The sequence below is a fragment of the Thermoleptolyngbya sichuanensis A183 genome (assembly GCF_013177315.1).
In the GTDB taxonomy this organism is placed as follows: Bacteria; Cyanobacteriota; Cyanobacteriia; order Elainellales; family Elainellaceae; genus Thermoleptolyngbya; species Thermoleptolyngbya sichuanensis.
Map to the genome: position 1 here is coordinate 4021836 of NZ_CP053661.1, position 15554 is coordinate 4037389.

Sequence of the window (15554 nt, forward strand, 5' to 3'; positions counted from 1 at the left end):
CGCGTGCTTCCATCGGTAAGGAAATGCTGTAAGTTGTCCAATCGTGTAAAAATCTGCGGTGTTGACTCAAAAGCCGAGAAATTGGCTGAGAAATTGGCTGAGGAATTAAACTACTTTTCGCGCTGCGGCTGGATCAGCAGGGATAGGCCAACCGTCCAGGCGATCGCCATCAGCCAGCCCCCCAGAATATCGCTGGGATAATGCACGCCCAGATAGAGCCGCGTCCAGCCGATTGCTAAGACGAATAGCACCCCAAACAACGCAGCCCACGGCCGCCAGCGCGATGCCCCCAGCAAGATCAGCAGCACGACCCCGATGGCAACGCTCGTCATGGCGTGGCCGCTGGGAAACGAGAAATCATGCGGACGGGGTGCGCCAGACTCCCACAAAAAGGGGCGAGCGCGCTTCCACAAGTCCTTGAGGCTAATGTTAATCAGGGTGCTGCCAGCCAGGGACAGCACCACGTAGAGGAGCGATCGCCAGCGTTGCAGCGGAACTAGGGCGATGGCCATCAGCCCCGCCAGCGGCGGCAAGATCCAGGGCGACCCCAACCGCGTCATCCCCTGGGCAATCCGATCGAGCGCAGGCGTACTAGCCGCATGAACGGCCTGCAAAATCGGCTCATCCCAGAGAAAATTACCCAATTTCCAAACGCCAAAGCCCAGCAGCCCAAAGCCCGCCAGCGGCAGCCCCACGCCCAAAATCCACAGGCTCGTCGCCAGAGACACGGCTAAAGCGGTTTTATCCTGGATCGTTTTATCCTGAACTAGTGCCTCTTTGACTTCCTCGACCATGCCTCGTTCCTCACGTCATCTGGCTGATCCGAGTGTGGCATTTTGGGTGTTCCCCAAGAAGTAGTTTGCACTTCGTAATTCCTTATCTAAATCTAATCCAGCCTACTTGGACAGCACTAGCTCCCACTCCTGGCTGGTGGCATTCCACACTGGAGCCACTGTTTCACCTACCACATAGGGGCCCCAGTAGCGGCGCGATCCATCCTGGGCAAAGGCGGTGATCACGTCACCCGGCTGCACCCGCAAATCCGCTTCGCCTTCGGGCAGCGCCAGCAGCAGACCTTTGGTGCTGCCTTCTTGCGGCGCAAAGTCCCAATGGATAGGGTCAAGATAACGCTCGGAGCCATCTGCGCTGCGGGTCTTCGTCTGGCGAGAGAGCAGCGCGACCCGCACGAGATGGTCGGTCTGGTTGCCGACTCGCAGGGCCCCTGCCTGGGCGATCGCATTCTGAGGAGCGGGGGCAGCGGGCGCAGCAATGGGTGTGGCTGTGGGGGCAGCACTAGGGGAGGCAGCACTAGGGGAGGCAGCGGGGGCAGGGCTGGGCACGGCGGACGAGCTAGGTTCGTCTTCAGCCGGAGACGGGACGACCGGAGACGGCACGCCTTCATACTGAATGGAAATTTGGAACTGACTCAGGAACCAAACCGTCAACCCCAACAGCACAACGCCAATGGCAGCAGGGTAAACACCTCGCTTCGTCATGATTTTCATCTTCCGTCCCTGCTCTCGATGAATGCCCAATAGATGCCCAGTAGGATGCACGAACCTGATGCGTAACAGGATGTGTAACGGGCTATGTAAACTTTCTCCTCTAATCTAATCAGTCACGGTGGGTTTGCGGACGGCAAAATGCTAGATAAATGCTAAAAGTTTGGGGCGATCGCCCCAGGATGACCCAAATCCCCCAAACGCACCGGGCAATCGCCCCACATGCTAAAACGGATGAGAATCGCCGCTGTTTTCATAGGCACTAACACTTACGCTTCAATCTAGTCTTCTACCAAAATCTCTCAACCTAAATAGCGCTACCTATGGCTCAAACTCCTACTCCCCGCGTCTTGCTCGTCGAGCCAGATGAGATCCTGGCCCACAGCTTGAGCAATGACCTGCGCGAATCGGGCTACGAAACCGCCATCGCCCACGACTACACCACGGGGATTCGCCAGGCCACCGAATTTCAGCCATCGCTGATTGTGATTGACCGGATGCTGGGCGGCGAGTCGGGTCTATCGCTCTGCCAGCAGCTACGGGCCAGTGGAGCGCGAGTTCCTGTGGTGCTGCTGATGGCGCGGGATCTGGTGGATGATCGGGTAGCCTGTCTAGAGGCCGGAGCCGACGACTATTTTCTCAAGCCCTATCGCAGTGAAGATTTTCTGCGCCTGGTTCAGCTTTACCTGAAGCCAGACACCTCCGGCAGCGAGCAGCTGCGGTTTGCCGATCTGGTCTTGGATCTGTCTACCCGCTGCGCCCTGCGGCGAGATCGGGTGATTGACCTCACCATGAAAGAGTTTGAACTGCTGAAATACCTCATGGAGCATCCGCGAGAAGTGTTAACACGGGAGCAAATTCTAGAAAACGTCTGGGGCTACGACTTTATGGGGGAGTCGAACGTAATTGAGGTGTATGTGCGCTATCTGCGGCTCAAGATCGAAGACGAAGGCGAAAAACGGTTGATCCAGACGGTGCGCGGCGTTGGTTATGTTTTACGAGAAGCGTGAAAGGTTGGAAAGGTTGGAAATGAGTGATATGAATCGCTGGCTGAAGCGGGGATTTCGCGTGATCTGTATGACAAGTGCAGTCGGATTGAGCGCCCTGCTGCTGGGCTGTAGCCCTAGCCCATCGGAGGTGTCGATGCCAGAGGTGCCCTCCGGCGGTGGCCCACAGGAAACGGCGACCCAACCCTTTCGGGGGCAGGTTTTGCCGATTTCGGCAGAAGTGGAAATTGGCGATGAGCAGATTCAGCTAGAGGTGGCCCGCACGCCCCAAGAGCAGGCGATGGGGCTGATGTTTCGCACCGAACTGCCGCCCGATCGGGGAATGCTGTTTCCGTTTGAGTTTGCGCGGCCCGTTCAGTTTTGGATGCAGAACACGCTGATTCCGCTGGATATGGTGTTTTTGCTGGATGGCGAGGTGAAGGAAATTGTCGCCAGTGCGCCGCCCTGTGAAAGCCAGCCCTGTCCGACCTACGGCCCGACGAGTCAGCGGGTAAACCAGGTGATTGAACTAGCCGGAGGACGAGCGGCGGAACTGGGCTTGCAGGTGGGCGATCGCCTCGATATCCGCTTTCTAGACACGCCGCGTCCGGCCAATGCTACCCCTTAGCAAGGCTCCTGATTCTAGATACGGGATTAGGCCTGCTTCACCAGCTTTGCCCGCGACTCGATGGTGAATTTGGGAATATTGTGCAGTTCGTCCGCCTCCAGCGCGTACTGCTCGCAGACCAAACTGAGGCGATCGCCCTCGGTTTTCAGACCGTTGATAGAATGCGTCAGGTTGCCCTGAAACCACACCAGCCTATTCACCCGTGGGCGAATCTGCCCCACCTGCTGGCGGTGGTTTCGCAGCACCAACTCCCCGCCCTGCAGCGGCTCCGGCACTTGCACATATAGCACGCTGACGCAGACGGGCGGCTCGATGGTCTTGCAATAGGATCGCAGCGATCGGTCAATATGCGGATCGACCCGCGAGCCGCCCTTGAGCAGCAGCGGATTCAGATAAAAGGCGTTGCAGTCGGGCTGGAGCGCGATGTCCAGATAGGGTTTGAAATAGGGAAACTGTGCTTCGACGTGCGATCGCCCTTCGCCGCGAAACACGACCGAGAACCCCTTCGTGCCGACAAAATCCCGGTTCAAATTATTCACTGCAAAATAGCGGCAGGCGCAAATCTGCCCCCGCAACTCGGTGAGATAGTCGTCGGAGAATACGTTTTGCTGCTGGCGGAAGTAGGACATGGTAGGGCTGTGGGATTGGCGGCGGGGAATAAATAAACTGAGTTCGACAAGGTGAAAAAGTCTATAAGGAAAAGCTGAGAGGATGTTTGAAAAGTCCTACTGTTTGTAGCAAAGCGTGCAAGATCCCCCTAGGTCCCCCTTAAAAAGGGGGACTTTAAGGCGGTTTCCCCCCTTGTTAAGGGGGGCTAGGGGGGATCTCTGAGTGCTTAACATTACAGGCGATACCTTTTCAAACACCCTCTGAGACTGGATCTGAAGTTAAAAAAGTTAAATCTGAAGTTAAAGAAGTTAAAACAGATCAGCTATCACCTCCGTCGTATCGCGCCTCCATATCACCCAAATCTTCTATGAATCACTCAAATCTTCCAGGACTTACGCACTTGCAATAAGCTTTCTGGGTTTCGGACAATTTCTCGCGGGCTACGCCCGCGAGAAATTGTCCAACTGCGTAAGTCCTGTTTTCTATGACCTTGATGACTTTTGCCAAACCTTCCGGCAGCCTTCTAAGCGATCGAACTCATGTTAAACCAACGTTATGTGGGCTTTGCGTAGATTCGCTGGAGTTTGCCGCATTTCGGGCGATCGCCCCTGTCTTTGTCCCCAAAAGCGGCACACCTTTCCGTAAATCAATCATGGTAGCCATCGAAAACCTTCCGCTATGCTGAGCCTAGACAGCAAACAAATGTCCATCATCGTAGATATCTGGTCAGCTTCTAAGCATATAGAAATCTAAATAAAGATCTAAAGATCTAAAGAGATCAGAACTATAGAGCCAGCGTTAATTTCCAGCTTTCGCTTTGGCACTTTAGGTCAGTTTAGGTTAAGTTTGGTAACAGCCCTGGCGATCGCGCCAACCGCAAAATCGTTGGCACAGTTGCCGTAGACTCGTCGGCTTGCCGCCCTCAGGGTGCCCAGGCAGATCCTCGCCAACTTTTTCACCAATCCGCACACGTTATGCAGGCAAGGTCCACCAACCAGTCCATCGACGCTTCTAACCCTCTTTTAGGGATGACATCTGCCTTCGTGGACAGCGCCAGCCTGTCGGCGACCGAAGAAACGCTCGATACGATGGAACCGACTCATTTTCGCGGGCATTACGCAAGCTGCATGGAAATGCTGGCTGACGCGCCGACGGTTGTCGCTTACCTGGATGATCACCGCACCTGGTTTCGCCGCTGTGCCCAGCCGATGGACGCGGCTCCTCTGGGAGACAATGGCTATGCCCTAACGATCGGTCGCTTTGGCGCATTTGGCTATGAGGTGGAACCCAAAATTGGCCTGAACCTGCTGCCTCAGGATCAACGCGGCTTCTATCGGATTGAGACGATCGACATTCCGGACTACGTTGCACCGGGCTATGAGGTGGATTTTCAGGCCGCGCTGCACATGGTTCAGCCCGCAGATGCAGCGACGGACAATCTTGCGGAACCCGTGCTAACCCGCGTAGAGTGGGAGCTTGACCTGGTGGTTTCGATTCAGTTCCCTCGCTTTATCCAGGCGCTTCCCAAGGCGCTGGTGCAAACGACGGGCGATCGCCTGCTGAACCAGATTGTGCGCCAGGTTTCTCGCCGCCTCACCCACAAAGTGCAGGACGATTTTCACAGCAGCCACGGCATCCCCTTTAGCCGCAAGCGGAAGTGGAGCTAGGGGTAAAGTCCTGCCCTTCTCACGGTGCTGCTTCTGAGGCAAGCGAATTCCGACTCCCACCCTGATCCTCGCTTCCCTCTTGCCATACTATGGTGTGGAACGTCCGCCCTGACAGGGCTGGATTCAGTGCCGGGGATCATGTCACGTTTCTTCTCTTTCCTGAAATCCTCTGCGGTTCAGCCGCTTCGCCTTGGGCTGTGCCTTGGGCTATGGCTCAGCGCCGCCCTGCCCACCACTGCCCAGGTGCGCGGCGACACCACGCTGCCCACACCGACCCAGGTGCAGCGCCAGGGCAACGAGTTTGAGATTACGGGCGGCACGCAGCAGGGCGGTAACCTGTTCCACAGCTTCGAGCGGTTTTCGCCGGGCGATCGCACGGTGACGTTTCGCAATGTGGACACTGTAGAGCGGCTGATCACCCGCGTCACGGGCGGTACTCCCTCGGAGATTAACGGCATCCTCCGCCTGTTGCAGAGCGACGGGCAGATCAGCCCTGCCGATTTTTTTCTGATCAACCCCAGCGGCATTTTATTTGGAGAAAACGCTCGCCTAGACGTGGGTGGCTCCGTCATTTTCAGCACCGCCGAACGAATTCGCTTTGCCGATGGCACTCAGTTCAGCGCCCGCAATCCGCAAGCGTCGCCGCTGCTGACCGTCAGCATTCCCACTGGGCTACAATTTGGCCCTGCGCCTGCGCCAATTGTGAATGCTTCGTTTAGTCTTGCGGCAAATTTTTCGCGTCCGCTGCGGAGAACGGGCTATTTCGGGGCATCTAGATACGCTGGGCTAAGCGTGTTGCCGGATCGGGCGATCGCCCTGATCGGCGGCAATCTGGATTTTCCAGGCGGCGAAATCACCGCACCGGGCGGGCGCATCGAGTTGGGCAGCGTGGCCCAGGCGGGCACGGTCGGGCTGGTTCCCACAGCACAGGGCTGGTCGGTGGATTATTCCAATGTGCGGGCGTTTGGGCAGATTCACCTGGCGGGCTTTGCCGATATCAGCGCCAATGGCGATCGCGGCGGCACAGTCCGCCTGCGGGCCAGCGAGATTCGACTGGATGAGGCATCCTACATCAGCGCCGACACGCTGGGCAGTTTGGCAGGCGGGCGCATCACGATTCGGGGCGATCGCCTCACCCTGCTCAACGGCTCCCAGATCTTTGCCAATACCCGAAGCAGCGGCCCGGCTGGACGCATTGACCTTCTGGCGACGAGTCAAATCCAAATCCTAGGGGCAGTGGTGGGCAGCGACGGCCCGGAAAGCAGCGGTGTATTCGTGCGAGTGCAGGACGGCGCGACTGGCAACGGCGGGCGCATCGTGCTGACGACCAGGCAGCTAAACCTGCTGGACGGCGGGCAGATCAGCCTCGACACGATTGGCAACGGCCGTCCGGGAAGTTTGCAAATCCTGGCCGATGAGATCAACATTGCAGGCGTAGCGCTCGATGGGCAGGGCAATCCGATTGCGGGCGATCTTGCGGGTGATCTAAATTTTCCGGTTCCCAGCACGCTGTCGGCAGCGATTTTTGGCTCCCAGTCGTTTCAATCCACCGACGCAATTCCCAGCCAGATCGAGATTCAAACGCGACGGCTGCGGGTGCAAGACGGCGCGACGATTCAGACCTCGACCTTTGGCGTTGCGGATGCAGGCAACCTGAGCATTTGGGCGAGTGAGCGGGTCGAGGTGCAGGGACTCTCTCCGGCAACGCCAGATACGAGAGCCGTGCCCGCAGGAATCTTTAGTCAGTCGGGCGGCACACCGGGAACTCCTTACATCTTTGCGCCGGGGGCGACGGGACGGGGGGGCGACCTGTCCATCGCCACGGGGGAACTCGTAGTGCGAGACGGAGCCTACATCGCCACGGGCAGCTTTGATGCCAACCCAAATGCCCTGGGAGCGGGAAATCTGACCCTAGCGACTCGCTCCGCAACGCTAGAAAACCAGGGCAACATCGTCGCCAATACCAACTCTGGTGTGGGCGGCAACCTGAGCCTGACGGCGCAAGACTATCTCTTGCTGCGGCGCAACAGCCAGATCAGCACTTCGGCGGGCATTGCAGGGCAGGGGGGCGATGGCGGCAACATCACGCTGCAAGCAGATTTCATTCTGTCGGTGCTGACGGAGAACAATGACATCACGGCCAATGCCTTTACGGGCGATGGTGGCGCGGTCAATATTTTTACCAGGGGCATTACGGGCATTCTGCCGCAGCCGCAACTCACGCCCCAGAGCGACATTACGGCAACCTCCGAGCGGGGCAACAGCGGCACGATTACCATTACCACGCCGCCTAGCACCGATCCGACGCAGGGTGTAACCGAGTTGCCTGCTGCACCCGTGGATGCGTCGCGGCTGATTGCCCAGCGGTGTGCGGCCAGTTCGGCGATCGCCGCCGATCGCAGCGCCTTCGTAGCCACAGGTCGCGGCGGTCTGCCCCCCGGCCCCAATCATGCGTTCGATCTCCCATCGGTTCGGGTTCCCTGGGCAGAGTCCGCGCCGGCCAGCAGCATGAACGCACCGATTCATGCCCGCCCTCCGGCACAGGCAGCGGCTCTGGATGCTGCCAATCTGGATGCTGCCAATCGGGACGCTGCTAATAATCAGGATGCTGCCAGCTTACACACCGCCAATCTGACGGTCTTGCCCCCGCCCGATGACCCAGATTCCCGAACCTCGCCGCTGACCTTGCGAGAGCCATCGGATGCTGCCTTGTCGGTAGCGTCCAGGCCGCTGCAAGAAGCGCGGGGCTGGCGGCAGACCGCAACGGGCGAAGTGATTCTGCTGGCGAACCTGCCGGAACCATCGAGGTTTCAGGATGTTCAGCCGTTGCCGCCGGGATGCGCTGCACCGGGCTAGGGAACGGTGCTGGGGTTCACGCAGAAAGTTGGGGAAACTGGGGTGGGGCGATCGCCCGTCCTGCCTGATCTCTGGGATATCCGTAAAACCGAACCGCTTCAACCCCAAAGCCGCGAATTAGACTGGAGAAAAGGTTTCTTGTGGTGTTGTAATCCTTAGCAGGGATCGCGTTGATGCAATTCAGGTCAAGCGCAATCCGGGTTTACGTTCGTTCGTTCAACGTCCTAAGTTATTGTCCTAAGTTATTGAGCATTATTGAGAGGTCAAGATGAGCCTTTTTACGTTTCTTGCGCTGGTGATTTACATCGGGGGCGCGTGGAAATTTTGGACCGGGTTTAACCGCACGAATTTCAACCAAAATCGTCTGATGCTGACGCTATTCTGGCCGGTGATGCTGTTCAATGCATCCTATCGGCAGAACTTCAGACGGGCGCTGAAGGGCTAATCCAGAAATGGGCGAATTCAGCCCAGTTTCGCCCCAATTTCGCCCCAATATTCGACCCAGTTTCGACCCAATTTCGACCGGGCACAAACGGGCCGTTCTAATCCAGCGGCCCGTTTATTTGTGCATTCAGCCCATAGACCTGACGGCTGCCCACCAGCGCCACTAGCGTCACTTCTTTTTCGTCGCCCGGTTCAAAGCGCACTGCCGTTCCTGCGGGAATGTCTAGCCGCATTCCCCGCGCCTGGTTGCGGTCAAACGAGAGCGCTGCGTTCACCTCAAAAAAGTGGAAATGGGAGCCGACCTGGATGGGGCGATCGCCCGTATTTGCCACCATCAGCGTCACCGTCGGACGGCCCGCGTTGAGTTCGATGTCGCCAGGTTCGATGAAGAGTTCGCCAGGAATCATGGGCAGGAGTTGTGGGGTTGGGATAGCAGGGCGCGATGGATGAGAGCGATGAAGCGGTGCCACCACTTCATCCACCCTCATCGAGCATTATCGAATCGGATCATGCACGGTCACTAGCTTCGTCCCGTCGGGGAAGGTCGCTTCGACTTGTACTTCGTGAAGCATTTCGGCGATGCCGTCCATCACGTCGCTGCGGCTGAGGAGGGTGGTGCCGTAGGTCATCAGATCGGCGACGGTGCGCCCTTCCCGTGCGCCTTCCAGGATGGCGGCGGAAATGTAGGCAACAGATTCGGGATAGTTGAGCTTCAGGCCTTTGGCTTTGCGGCGCTCGGCCAGCAGGGCGGCAGTAAAGATGAGGAGTTTGTCTTTTTCCTGGGGAGTCAATTGCATGGTGTGGGCGATCGCAGCGTCAGCATCATCAAAAGCATCGGATCATCGGGCAGCAGCGCGGGTCAGGGGGATGCGGGCATAACCAGGCTCCACCTAGCAGACCAGCGCCCAGCCCAGCCAGATTCTACGGCATTATACGCAATCTAAACCGCGAGAAATTGTTTATTTCTTTGCGGTTTATTGCTTTGCGCGGTTGGCAGGATCAACGAGTTCGATCCAGTCTCCAGCGACACGGGCGATCGCCCCACCAGCAAACGGATCGGTTTGGCTGCGGTTGGGTGCGTCGAGCAGGGCCAGCAGTTTTTCCACTGGCTCAAAGCCGGGGGCTTCCGGCAGATGGCGGGCGAGAAACTGGCGCAGGGCGCGGCGCTGGAGAGCGAGGGGCGCAATTTGCAGCGTGGGTCGATGGAGTTGGGGATGTTCGTCTGGCGGGGCGGCGGGTGGCAGTGCCCGGTGCAGCAGATCGGCAGCGGCTGATTCCAGGTAGTCCACGTCGGCGCGGAGCAGTTCGGCGGTGTGGGCCAGAGCCGCCTCTGCCTGGGGATTCAAGTGCGCTTTCAGGGCGGGCAAGATGTCCTGGCGGATGCGGTTGCGGGGATGGCGCAAATCCTGATTGGTGCTGTCTTCCCACACGCGCAAGCCCCGCGACTGGCAAAACTCGGCGGTTTCTACCCGGCGCACGTCCAGCAGCGGCCGCACCAGCGCCACGCCGGGGCACAGTTCGCGCCGCCAGGTGAGGGATTGCAGTCCGTCGGCTCCGCTGCCGCGCACCAGGTTATACAGCAGCGTTTCGGCGCGATCGCTCATTGTGTGGCCGGTTGCAACGCGGGAATAGCCGTGGGCACGGGCGATCGCCCCTAGCACGTCATAGCGCCACGCCCGCGCCGCCGCCTCGCTCGCCGGAATATCTGCTGCCGTTTCAATGAACACCGGAACGCCCCAGGATTCCGCCAGCAATCGCACGTAGTCGGCATTTGCCCCGGCATCCGGTCGCCAGCGGTGGTTGCAGTGGGCGATCGCCAGTTCCCACCCCCACTTGGGCTGCAAGTCCATCAGCAGTTGCGCCAGACACAGCGAGTCTTGGCCGCCCGACACCGCCATCAAGAGGCGATCGCCCCTGCAAAACAACTGCCGCTGCCGGATGCCCCGGTGCAACTGAGCATGAAGCGGTGTCCAGGGGGAAAGAGTCATGGGTGTAGCAGGAAGCAGAGCCGGGAATTTCCCTGAATTCCCCTGAGTTCTCTAATAATCGTCCTCTCGATACACCTCGTACACCTCATCCCGGCGGCTGTAGATTTCGTCGCGGGGGGGGCGACCGGCCCGTTCTCGCGGCCCGCCGCTGCGCTCTTGCCGGGGTCGTTCTGCCTGGAGCAGCTTTTGGTTTTCGGGGAAAAACTCTAGGCGAATCCGGATGCGGCCGCGCTGCCAGCCCTGATTGCCAAACCGCAGCACTTCGCAGCGAGCGCCATCTCCAAACCAGTCTTCGCACTCGTCCGACCATTCGCCCTGCTGCTCGCTGACCGCCTGCGCCAGCGCGTCCAAAAATTCGCCCACCTTAAACGTGGGATTGCTCATCAGCACTCGTCCCACGCTGATGTAGATTACTTCGTCGTCACTCAGCGGCGTTGGCAGTTGATTCATAGGTTTTGGAGTTTCTATAGAACTTCGCTTACAGGGTTTTGCTTAAAGGGTTTTGCTTACAGGGTTTTGGTGGCAGGGCTTTGCGGGCAGGGTTTGGCAGATGGACTCGTCTGGCAGGAGTCTTGCTACAGAAACCAGCCGTAGCTGTGCAGTCCCTTGCCCAGCAGGTTCACGCCAAGGTAGCACACCCACACCACCAAAAAGCCCGATGCCGCCAGAATCGCCGGACGACGACCCTGCCAGCCGCGTGTGATGCGGGCGTGGAGATAGGCCGCAAAGACCAGCCAGGTAATTAGCGCCCAGGTTTCTTTGGGGTCCCAACTCCAGTAAGAACCCCAGGCTTCGTTGGCCCAGACGGCTCCGGCGATGATGCCGATGGTGAGCAGCGGGAAGCCCAGCCCAATGATGCGATAGCTGATATTGTCGAGGGTGTCGGCTAGGCTGAGGCGCTGGGGCGACAAGGGCGCGGCGGCAACGGCAGGCGCAGTTTCCAAGACAGCGGTGTTGCCAGTGCTGGCAGTAAGTGGCTCTAGGGTGTCCACCGCTTGGCCTGCCCGCTTGATGCGATACCGGGCATCCCGGAAGCCCCCTGTGCCCACAGAACTGCCGCGTAACTCGACCTCCTGCCCCCGCGTCACAATCAAAAAGGCGATCGCCATCAACGCCCCCACCATCAGCGCAGCGTAGCTCAGCAGCATGACACTGACATGCATCATCAGCCAGTTGGACTTGAGCGCAGGCACCAGCGGCTCGGAATGCTGCATGGCATCGGGCAGAGACAGCGCCGCAAAGGCCGCGATGCCCATCGCCACGGGTGCAGTGACGGCTCCCACTAGGCGGCTGCGGCTCATGTTTTCCGCCAGCAGGTGCATCGCAGTAATGCCCCAGGCAACGAAAAACAGTGATTCGTAAAGATTGCTGAGGGGAAAATAGCCGCCCTCGATCCAGCGAGCGCCCAATAGCCCCGCGATGCAGAGATTGGCGATCGCCATCCCCGTCGTTCCCGCCGTTTGCAGGTAGGGCACGGTGGGAAACGCCGCGCCTGCCCAATACACCAGCATCGTCACAAACAACACCGCAAAGGCGGCATTATCCAGCCAGCCCTGGAGTGAAACCAGATTCATTCAGCAAACCTCTCCAAACACAGATCCAACAAGCTCCAGCAAGACAGATGCCAGTGAGCGAAAGGACGACCCAGACGACCCACAGATGGAAGCAGAGGCAGCGTTGAATTCGCCAATCTGCTCTCCAAGTGGTGGAAACAGCGGTTCAGACTATTGCTCCGAACGGTATTGCTCCGAACGGTATTGCTCCGAACGGCATTGCTCCGAACGGCATTGCTCACAGCATTGCTCTGAATGGCATCGCGCTTAGGGTTTTGCGCTCCATCGCTTCCGTTCTCTATCCTACCGAACTAGCGGGGCAATCGCCCGAAAAGCCTGCAAAGCCACTCGTTGCGTCTACAGATTCCAGAGATTCCAGAATTCCAGGCTTTCAGGAATCGCGCAGAGATCGTAGATGGGGAAATGGAAACGGGCGATCGCACCCCATAACCCCAGTCAACCGCCGTCTACTTAAGAATTACGACAGAATTTCAGCACAGGGTTGCGAAACAAGACATCTCTTCTATAATCATCCGGTATTGTCCCGCAAGCTTCATCAGACAAGCGGCTAGCTGCATAGAGGGCATTCAATTGAAAAGGTGGCATTTCATTGAATCAATGCAGCTACAATGCAGCAGCAATGCAGCCCGTTCGAGCTTGCCGGATTGCCTCAGGGGGATAGGCTAGTTCATTAGAGTTGGCTAAGCATCGACCGCCCCATTGAAACATGACCCACGAAATATAACCCATGAAACGTAACCAAGACGTTACCCAAACGTGACTTGTAGACGTTCCTTGGAATTCCTTGAAACTATAGGTGTGAGCCTCATGAAAAAACATCTGATCGGTACTGGTTTTTCAATATTGACCCTGGCGGCGATCGCCGCTGTGCCCGCTCAGGCGGAAACCGTCACCACTGTCCGCTACGACTGTGCCAGAGGGCAGAGCTTCCGAGCAGAATACTACAGCGATCGCGCTCGGATTGCCTTCGTCGATCCCGTTACAGACGGCATCTATGGCGACATTATCGAGCTACCTCAAACTAGCAACGACACCTACAGCGATGGCACCTATACCCTATCGACCGGGGACGATTTGGAATCTGCGTCTATAGATGTCGAAGGCGGAACTGACTCCACACGCTGCGTGGCTCGCCTCATTGGGGTTGCCGAAGTGATCGAAGTGAGCGAAGTCGAAGTGACCACCCGCCCCGCCAACGTGCCCCGCTTTAACCGACCGACGCTGGTGCAGCAACCCCAGGCACAGCCCGTCCCACGGCCTGCGCCCGCTCCTGCGCCCGCCCCCGCCCCTGCCCCTGCGCCCATTCCTGGTTTGTGGTAGAGCCGCGCTACGATTTTCGGAGGATGTGTTTCGCGTCAGCGTATTGCATCCAAGCCTGATAGGGGGGTGCATTACGACTACGCCTTGCTGCACCCTGCAACACGGTCTACCCACGCTATACCAACAATCTCCCGATCTCCCCGTAACCCCGATTGCCTGCTCGTGTCAATCGGGGTTTAGCTTTTGTAGCAGAATTCAGGCATTGGACTGGCAATCCAAGCGCAATCCAAGCGCAATCCAAGCGCAATCCAAGCGCAATCCAAGCGCAATCAAAATCCACAGGACTTACGCACTGGCAATAAGTGTTCTAGGTTTTGGATGATTTCTCGCGGGCTGCGCCCGCGAGAAATCATCCAACTGCGTAAGTCCTAATCCAAAATCGGTACACCGAACTCAGTCCGAGTTATGCTGCAAGGTAAGGCGTGCTGGCACTCCTCCAACCCCCAGCCCCTCACCTTCCATTCCTATGTCTCTCCGTCTCCCCGATGCCCAAAACCTGTTGAGCGACCTGATCGCCCGCTACAGTCCCCGTGTGGACTATCTTTCGATTCGGCTAGAAGAATCGGAAGCCACCGACATTTTGCTGCGGGGGGGCAAGGTGGAAACCCTCAGCGAAGGCATTGCCGTGGGCGGGCAAGTGCGGGCTTGCTATCGGGGCGGCTGGGGCTTTGCCAGCTTCAATCGGCTGGAAACGCTGGTGGAGCGAATTGAAGAGGCGATCGCCGCGGCCCGGCTTGTCGGCGACGATGAAACCCTGCTGGCCCCGGTCGATCCTGTCCGCGATATCCGTTCCCTCGTGCTAGCAGGCACAGACCCGCGCCATGTTCCCCTCGCCCGCAAAAAGGAACTCTGTAGCCACTACGCCGACATTCTTCGCAGCGTAGACGATCGCATTACCACCACCTCCGTCCGCTATGGCGACAGCATTCAGCACATGCTGCTGGCCACCTCCGACGGAACGCTGATCGAGCAGTCTTGGGCGGATATGGAAATGCGCTTTGCTGCCACTGCCCGGAACGGCGAAACCGTGCAAACAGGTCGCGAAACCACAGGTTCCCGCAAGGGCTATGAAGACCTGGAAAACCTGGATGAACAGGTGCGTGGCGCAGCCCAGCGGGCCGTTCACGCCCTTTCGCTGCCCCCCGTCAAGGGCAATACCTATACCGTCGTCATTGATCCCATCCTGACGGGGCTGTTTGTGCATGAGGCGTTTGGGCATCTGTCGGAAGCCGACATGACCTACGAAAACCCCGATCTAATGGAAGTGATGACGCTGGGGCGACGGTTTGGCTCGCCAGAGCTACAAATTTTTGACGGCGCGGCCCCAGAGGGACATCGCGGCAGCTATGCCTACGACGATGAGGGCGTGCCTGCGACCACGACGCAATTGATTCAGGACGGTGTGCTGGTCGGGCGGCTGCACTCCCGCGAAACGGCGGGCAAGCTGGGTGAAGCGGCTACCGGAAACGCCCGCTGTCTGGACTATCACTATCCGCCCATTGTCCGCATGACCAACACCTGGATTGCCCCTGGCACCACGCCTGTCGCCGACCTCTGTGCCGATATTCAGGAAGGGGTCTACGCTCGCAATTGGATTGGCGGCATGACCAACGGCGAAATGTTTACCTTTACCGCAGGCGAAGCCTGGATGATCCGCAATGGGGAACTGGCGGAACCCGTGCGCGATGTGACGCTATCGGGCAACGTATTCACTACGCTGGCAGATATTGAGGCGATCGCCGATGATTTTCTGTGGGACGAGTCGGGCGGCTGCGGCAAGGGCGGTCAGAGCGGGCTACCCGTGGGCTGCGGCGGCCCTAGTCTCCGCATTCGCAATATCGTCGTCGGCGGCGAAGTGCCCGAAGAATAGGCCTGCACACTAACCCAATCCGCCAACTCAACAAGCTAACCCAGTCCGCCAATTCAGCAAGCCAACCCAATCAGCCAACCTAGCAAGTCAACCTAGCCAGTCAATCCAGT

The 15554-nt window shown here is 58.4% G+C and carries 15 protein-coding genes; 7 read left to right on the forward strand and 8 right to left on the reverse strand.

The genetic code is table 11. From position 1 onward, the window contains the following. Positions 1-110: 110 nt before the first annotated feature. Both HPC62_RS16730 and HPC62_RS16735 read right to left on the reverse strand, forming a co-directional pair. On the reverse strand, positions 111-794 hold the full coding sequence (locus HPC62_RS16730; protein WP_172357526.1) for a phosphatase PAP2 family protein: 684 nt from the start codon (positions 792-794) through the stop codon (positions 111-113). A 102-nt stretch (positions 795-896) separates the two neighbouring features. After that, positions 897-1556 (reverse strand): hypothetical protein, encoded by a 660-nt coding sequence (locus tag HPC62_RS16735; protein WP_216655277.1) that lies wholly within the window; start codon positions 1554-1556, stop codon positions 897-899. A gap of 269 nt (positions 1557-1825) precedes the next feature. Here HPC62_RS16735 and nblR point away from each other — a divergent pair, with 269 nt between their 5' ends. Together nblR and HPC62_RS16745 are read left to right on the forward strand one after the other, a co-directional pair. After that, on the forward strand, positions 1826-2512 hold the full coding sequence (nblR, locus tag HPC62_RS16740; RefSeq protein ID WP_172357530.1) for a response regulator transcription factor NblR: 687 nt from the start codon (positions 1826-1828) through the stop codon (positions 2510-2512). A gap of 67 nt (positions 2513-2579) precedes the next feature. Beyond that, a complete protein-coding gene (locus HPC62_RS16745; protein WP_172357532.1) occupies positions 2580-3116 on the forward strand; it encodes a DUF192 domain-containing protein in 537 nt (178 codons plus the stop codon). A 26-nt stretch (positions 3117-3142) separates the two neighbouring features. Here HPC62_RS16745 and HPC62_RS16750 read toward each other — a convergent pair whose 3' ends face one another. Continuing rightward, positions 3143-3745, reverse strand: coding sequence for a 2OG-Fe(II) oxygenase (locus tag HPC62_RS16750; RefSeq protein WP_172357534.1), 603 nt, complete (start codon positions 3743-3745; stop codon positions 3143-3145). Between the two features lie 1008 nt (positions 3746-4753). On the opposite strand from HPC62_RS16750, the gene HPC62_RS16755 reads away from it, so the two are divergent. The 3 genes from HPC62_RS16755 (at position 4754) to HPC62_RS16765 (ending at position 8693) form a co-directional block, all read left to right on the forward strand. Then, a complete protein-coding gene (locus tag HPC62_RS16755; RefSeq protein WP_225910563.1) occupies positions 4754-5392 on the forward strand; it encodes a DUF1997 domain-containing protein in 639 nt (212 codons plus the stop codon). A 138-nt stretch (positions 5393-5530) separates the two neighbouring features. Next, positions 5531-8248, forward strand: coding sequence for a beta strand repeat-containing protein (locus tag HPC62_RS16760; protein WP_172357538.1), 2718 nt, complete (start codon positions 5531-5533; stop codon positions 8246-8248). 268 nt (positions 8249-8516) lie between these two features. Further along, positions 8517-8693 (forward strand): hypothetical protein, encoded by a 177-nt coding sequence (locus tag HPC62_RS16765; RefSeq protein ID WP_172357540.1) that lies wholly within the window; start codon positions 8517-8519, stop codon positions 8691-8693. Between the two features lie 97 nt (positions 8694-8790). Here HPC62_RS16765 and HPC62_RS16770 read toward each other — a convergent pair whose 3' ends face one another. The 5 genes from HPC62_RS16770 to ccsB all read right to left on the reverse strand — a co-directional run bounded on the left by HPC62_RS16770 (position 8791) and on the right by ccsB (position 12254). Next, complete coding sequence (locus HPC62_RS16770; RefSeq protein WP_172357542.1) at positions 8791-9099, reverse strand: urease subunit beta; 309 nt, start codon at positions 9097-9099, stop codon at positions 8791-8793. A gap of 87 nt (positions 9100-9186) precedes the next feature. Continuing rightward, positions 9187-9489 carry an urease subunit gamma gene (gene ureA, locus HPC62_RS16775; protein WP_068516556.1) on the reverse strand — a complete coding sequence of 101 codons (303 nt, stop codon included), beginning with the start codon at positions 9487-9489 and terminating at the stop codon, positions 9187-9189. A 177-nt stretch (positions 9490-9666) separates the two neighbouring features. Then, positions 9667-10680, reverse strand: a complete 1014-nt coding sequence (tilS, locus tag HPC62_RS16780) for a tRNA lysidine(34) synthetase TilS (protein ID WP_172357544.1) — start codon at positions 10678-10680, stop codon at positions 9667-9669. A gap of 51 nt (positions 10681-10731) precedes the next feature. Further along, a complete protein-coding gene (locus tag HPC62_RS16785) occupies positions 10732-11130 on the reverse strand; it encodes a KGK domain-containing protein (protein ID WP_172357546.1) in 399 nt (132 codons plus the stop codon). A 125-nt stretch (positions 11131-11255) separates the two neighbouring features. Continuing rightward, positions 11256-12254 (reverse strand): c-type cytochrome biogenesis protein CcsB, encoded by a 999-nt coding sequence (gene ccsB / locus HPC62_RS16790; protein WP_172357548.1) that lies wholly within the window; start codon positions 12252-12254, stop codon positions 11256-11258. An 807-nt stretch (positions 12255-13061) separates the two neighbouring features. Here ccsB and HPC62_RS23170 point away from each other — a divergent pair. Both HPC62_RS23170 and HPC62_RS16800 read left to right on the forward strand, forming a co-directional pair. Further along, positions 13062-13574: a hypothetical protein gene (locus HPC62_RS23170; RefSeq protein ID WP_205371512.1), complete on the forward strand. Its 513-nt coding sequence runs from the start codon at positions 13062-13064 to the stop codon at positions 13572-13574. Positions 13575-14040: 466 nt separating this feature from the next. Continuing rightward, on the forward strand, positions 14041-15444 hold the full coding sequence (locus HPC62_RS16800; protein WP_172357550.1) for a TldD/PmbA family protein: 1404 nt from the start codon (positions 14041-14043) through the stop codon (positions 15442-15444). The last annotated feature ends 110 nt before the right edge of the window (positions 15445-15554 follow it).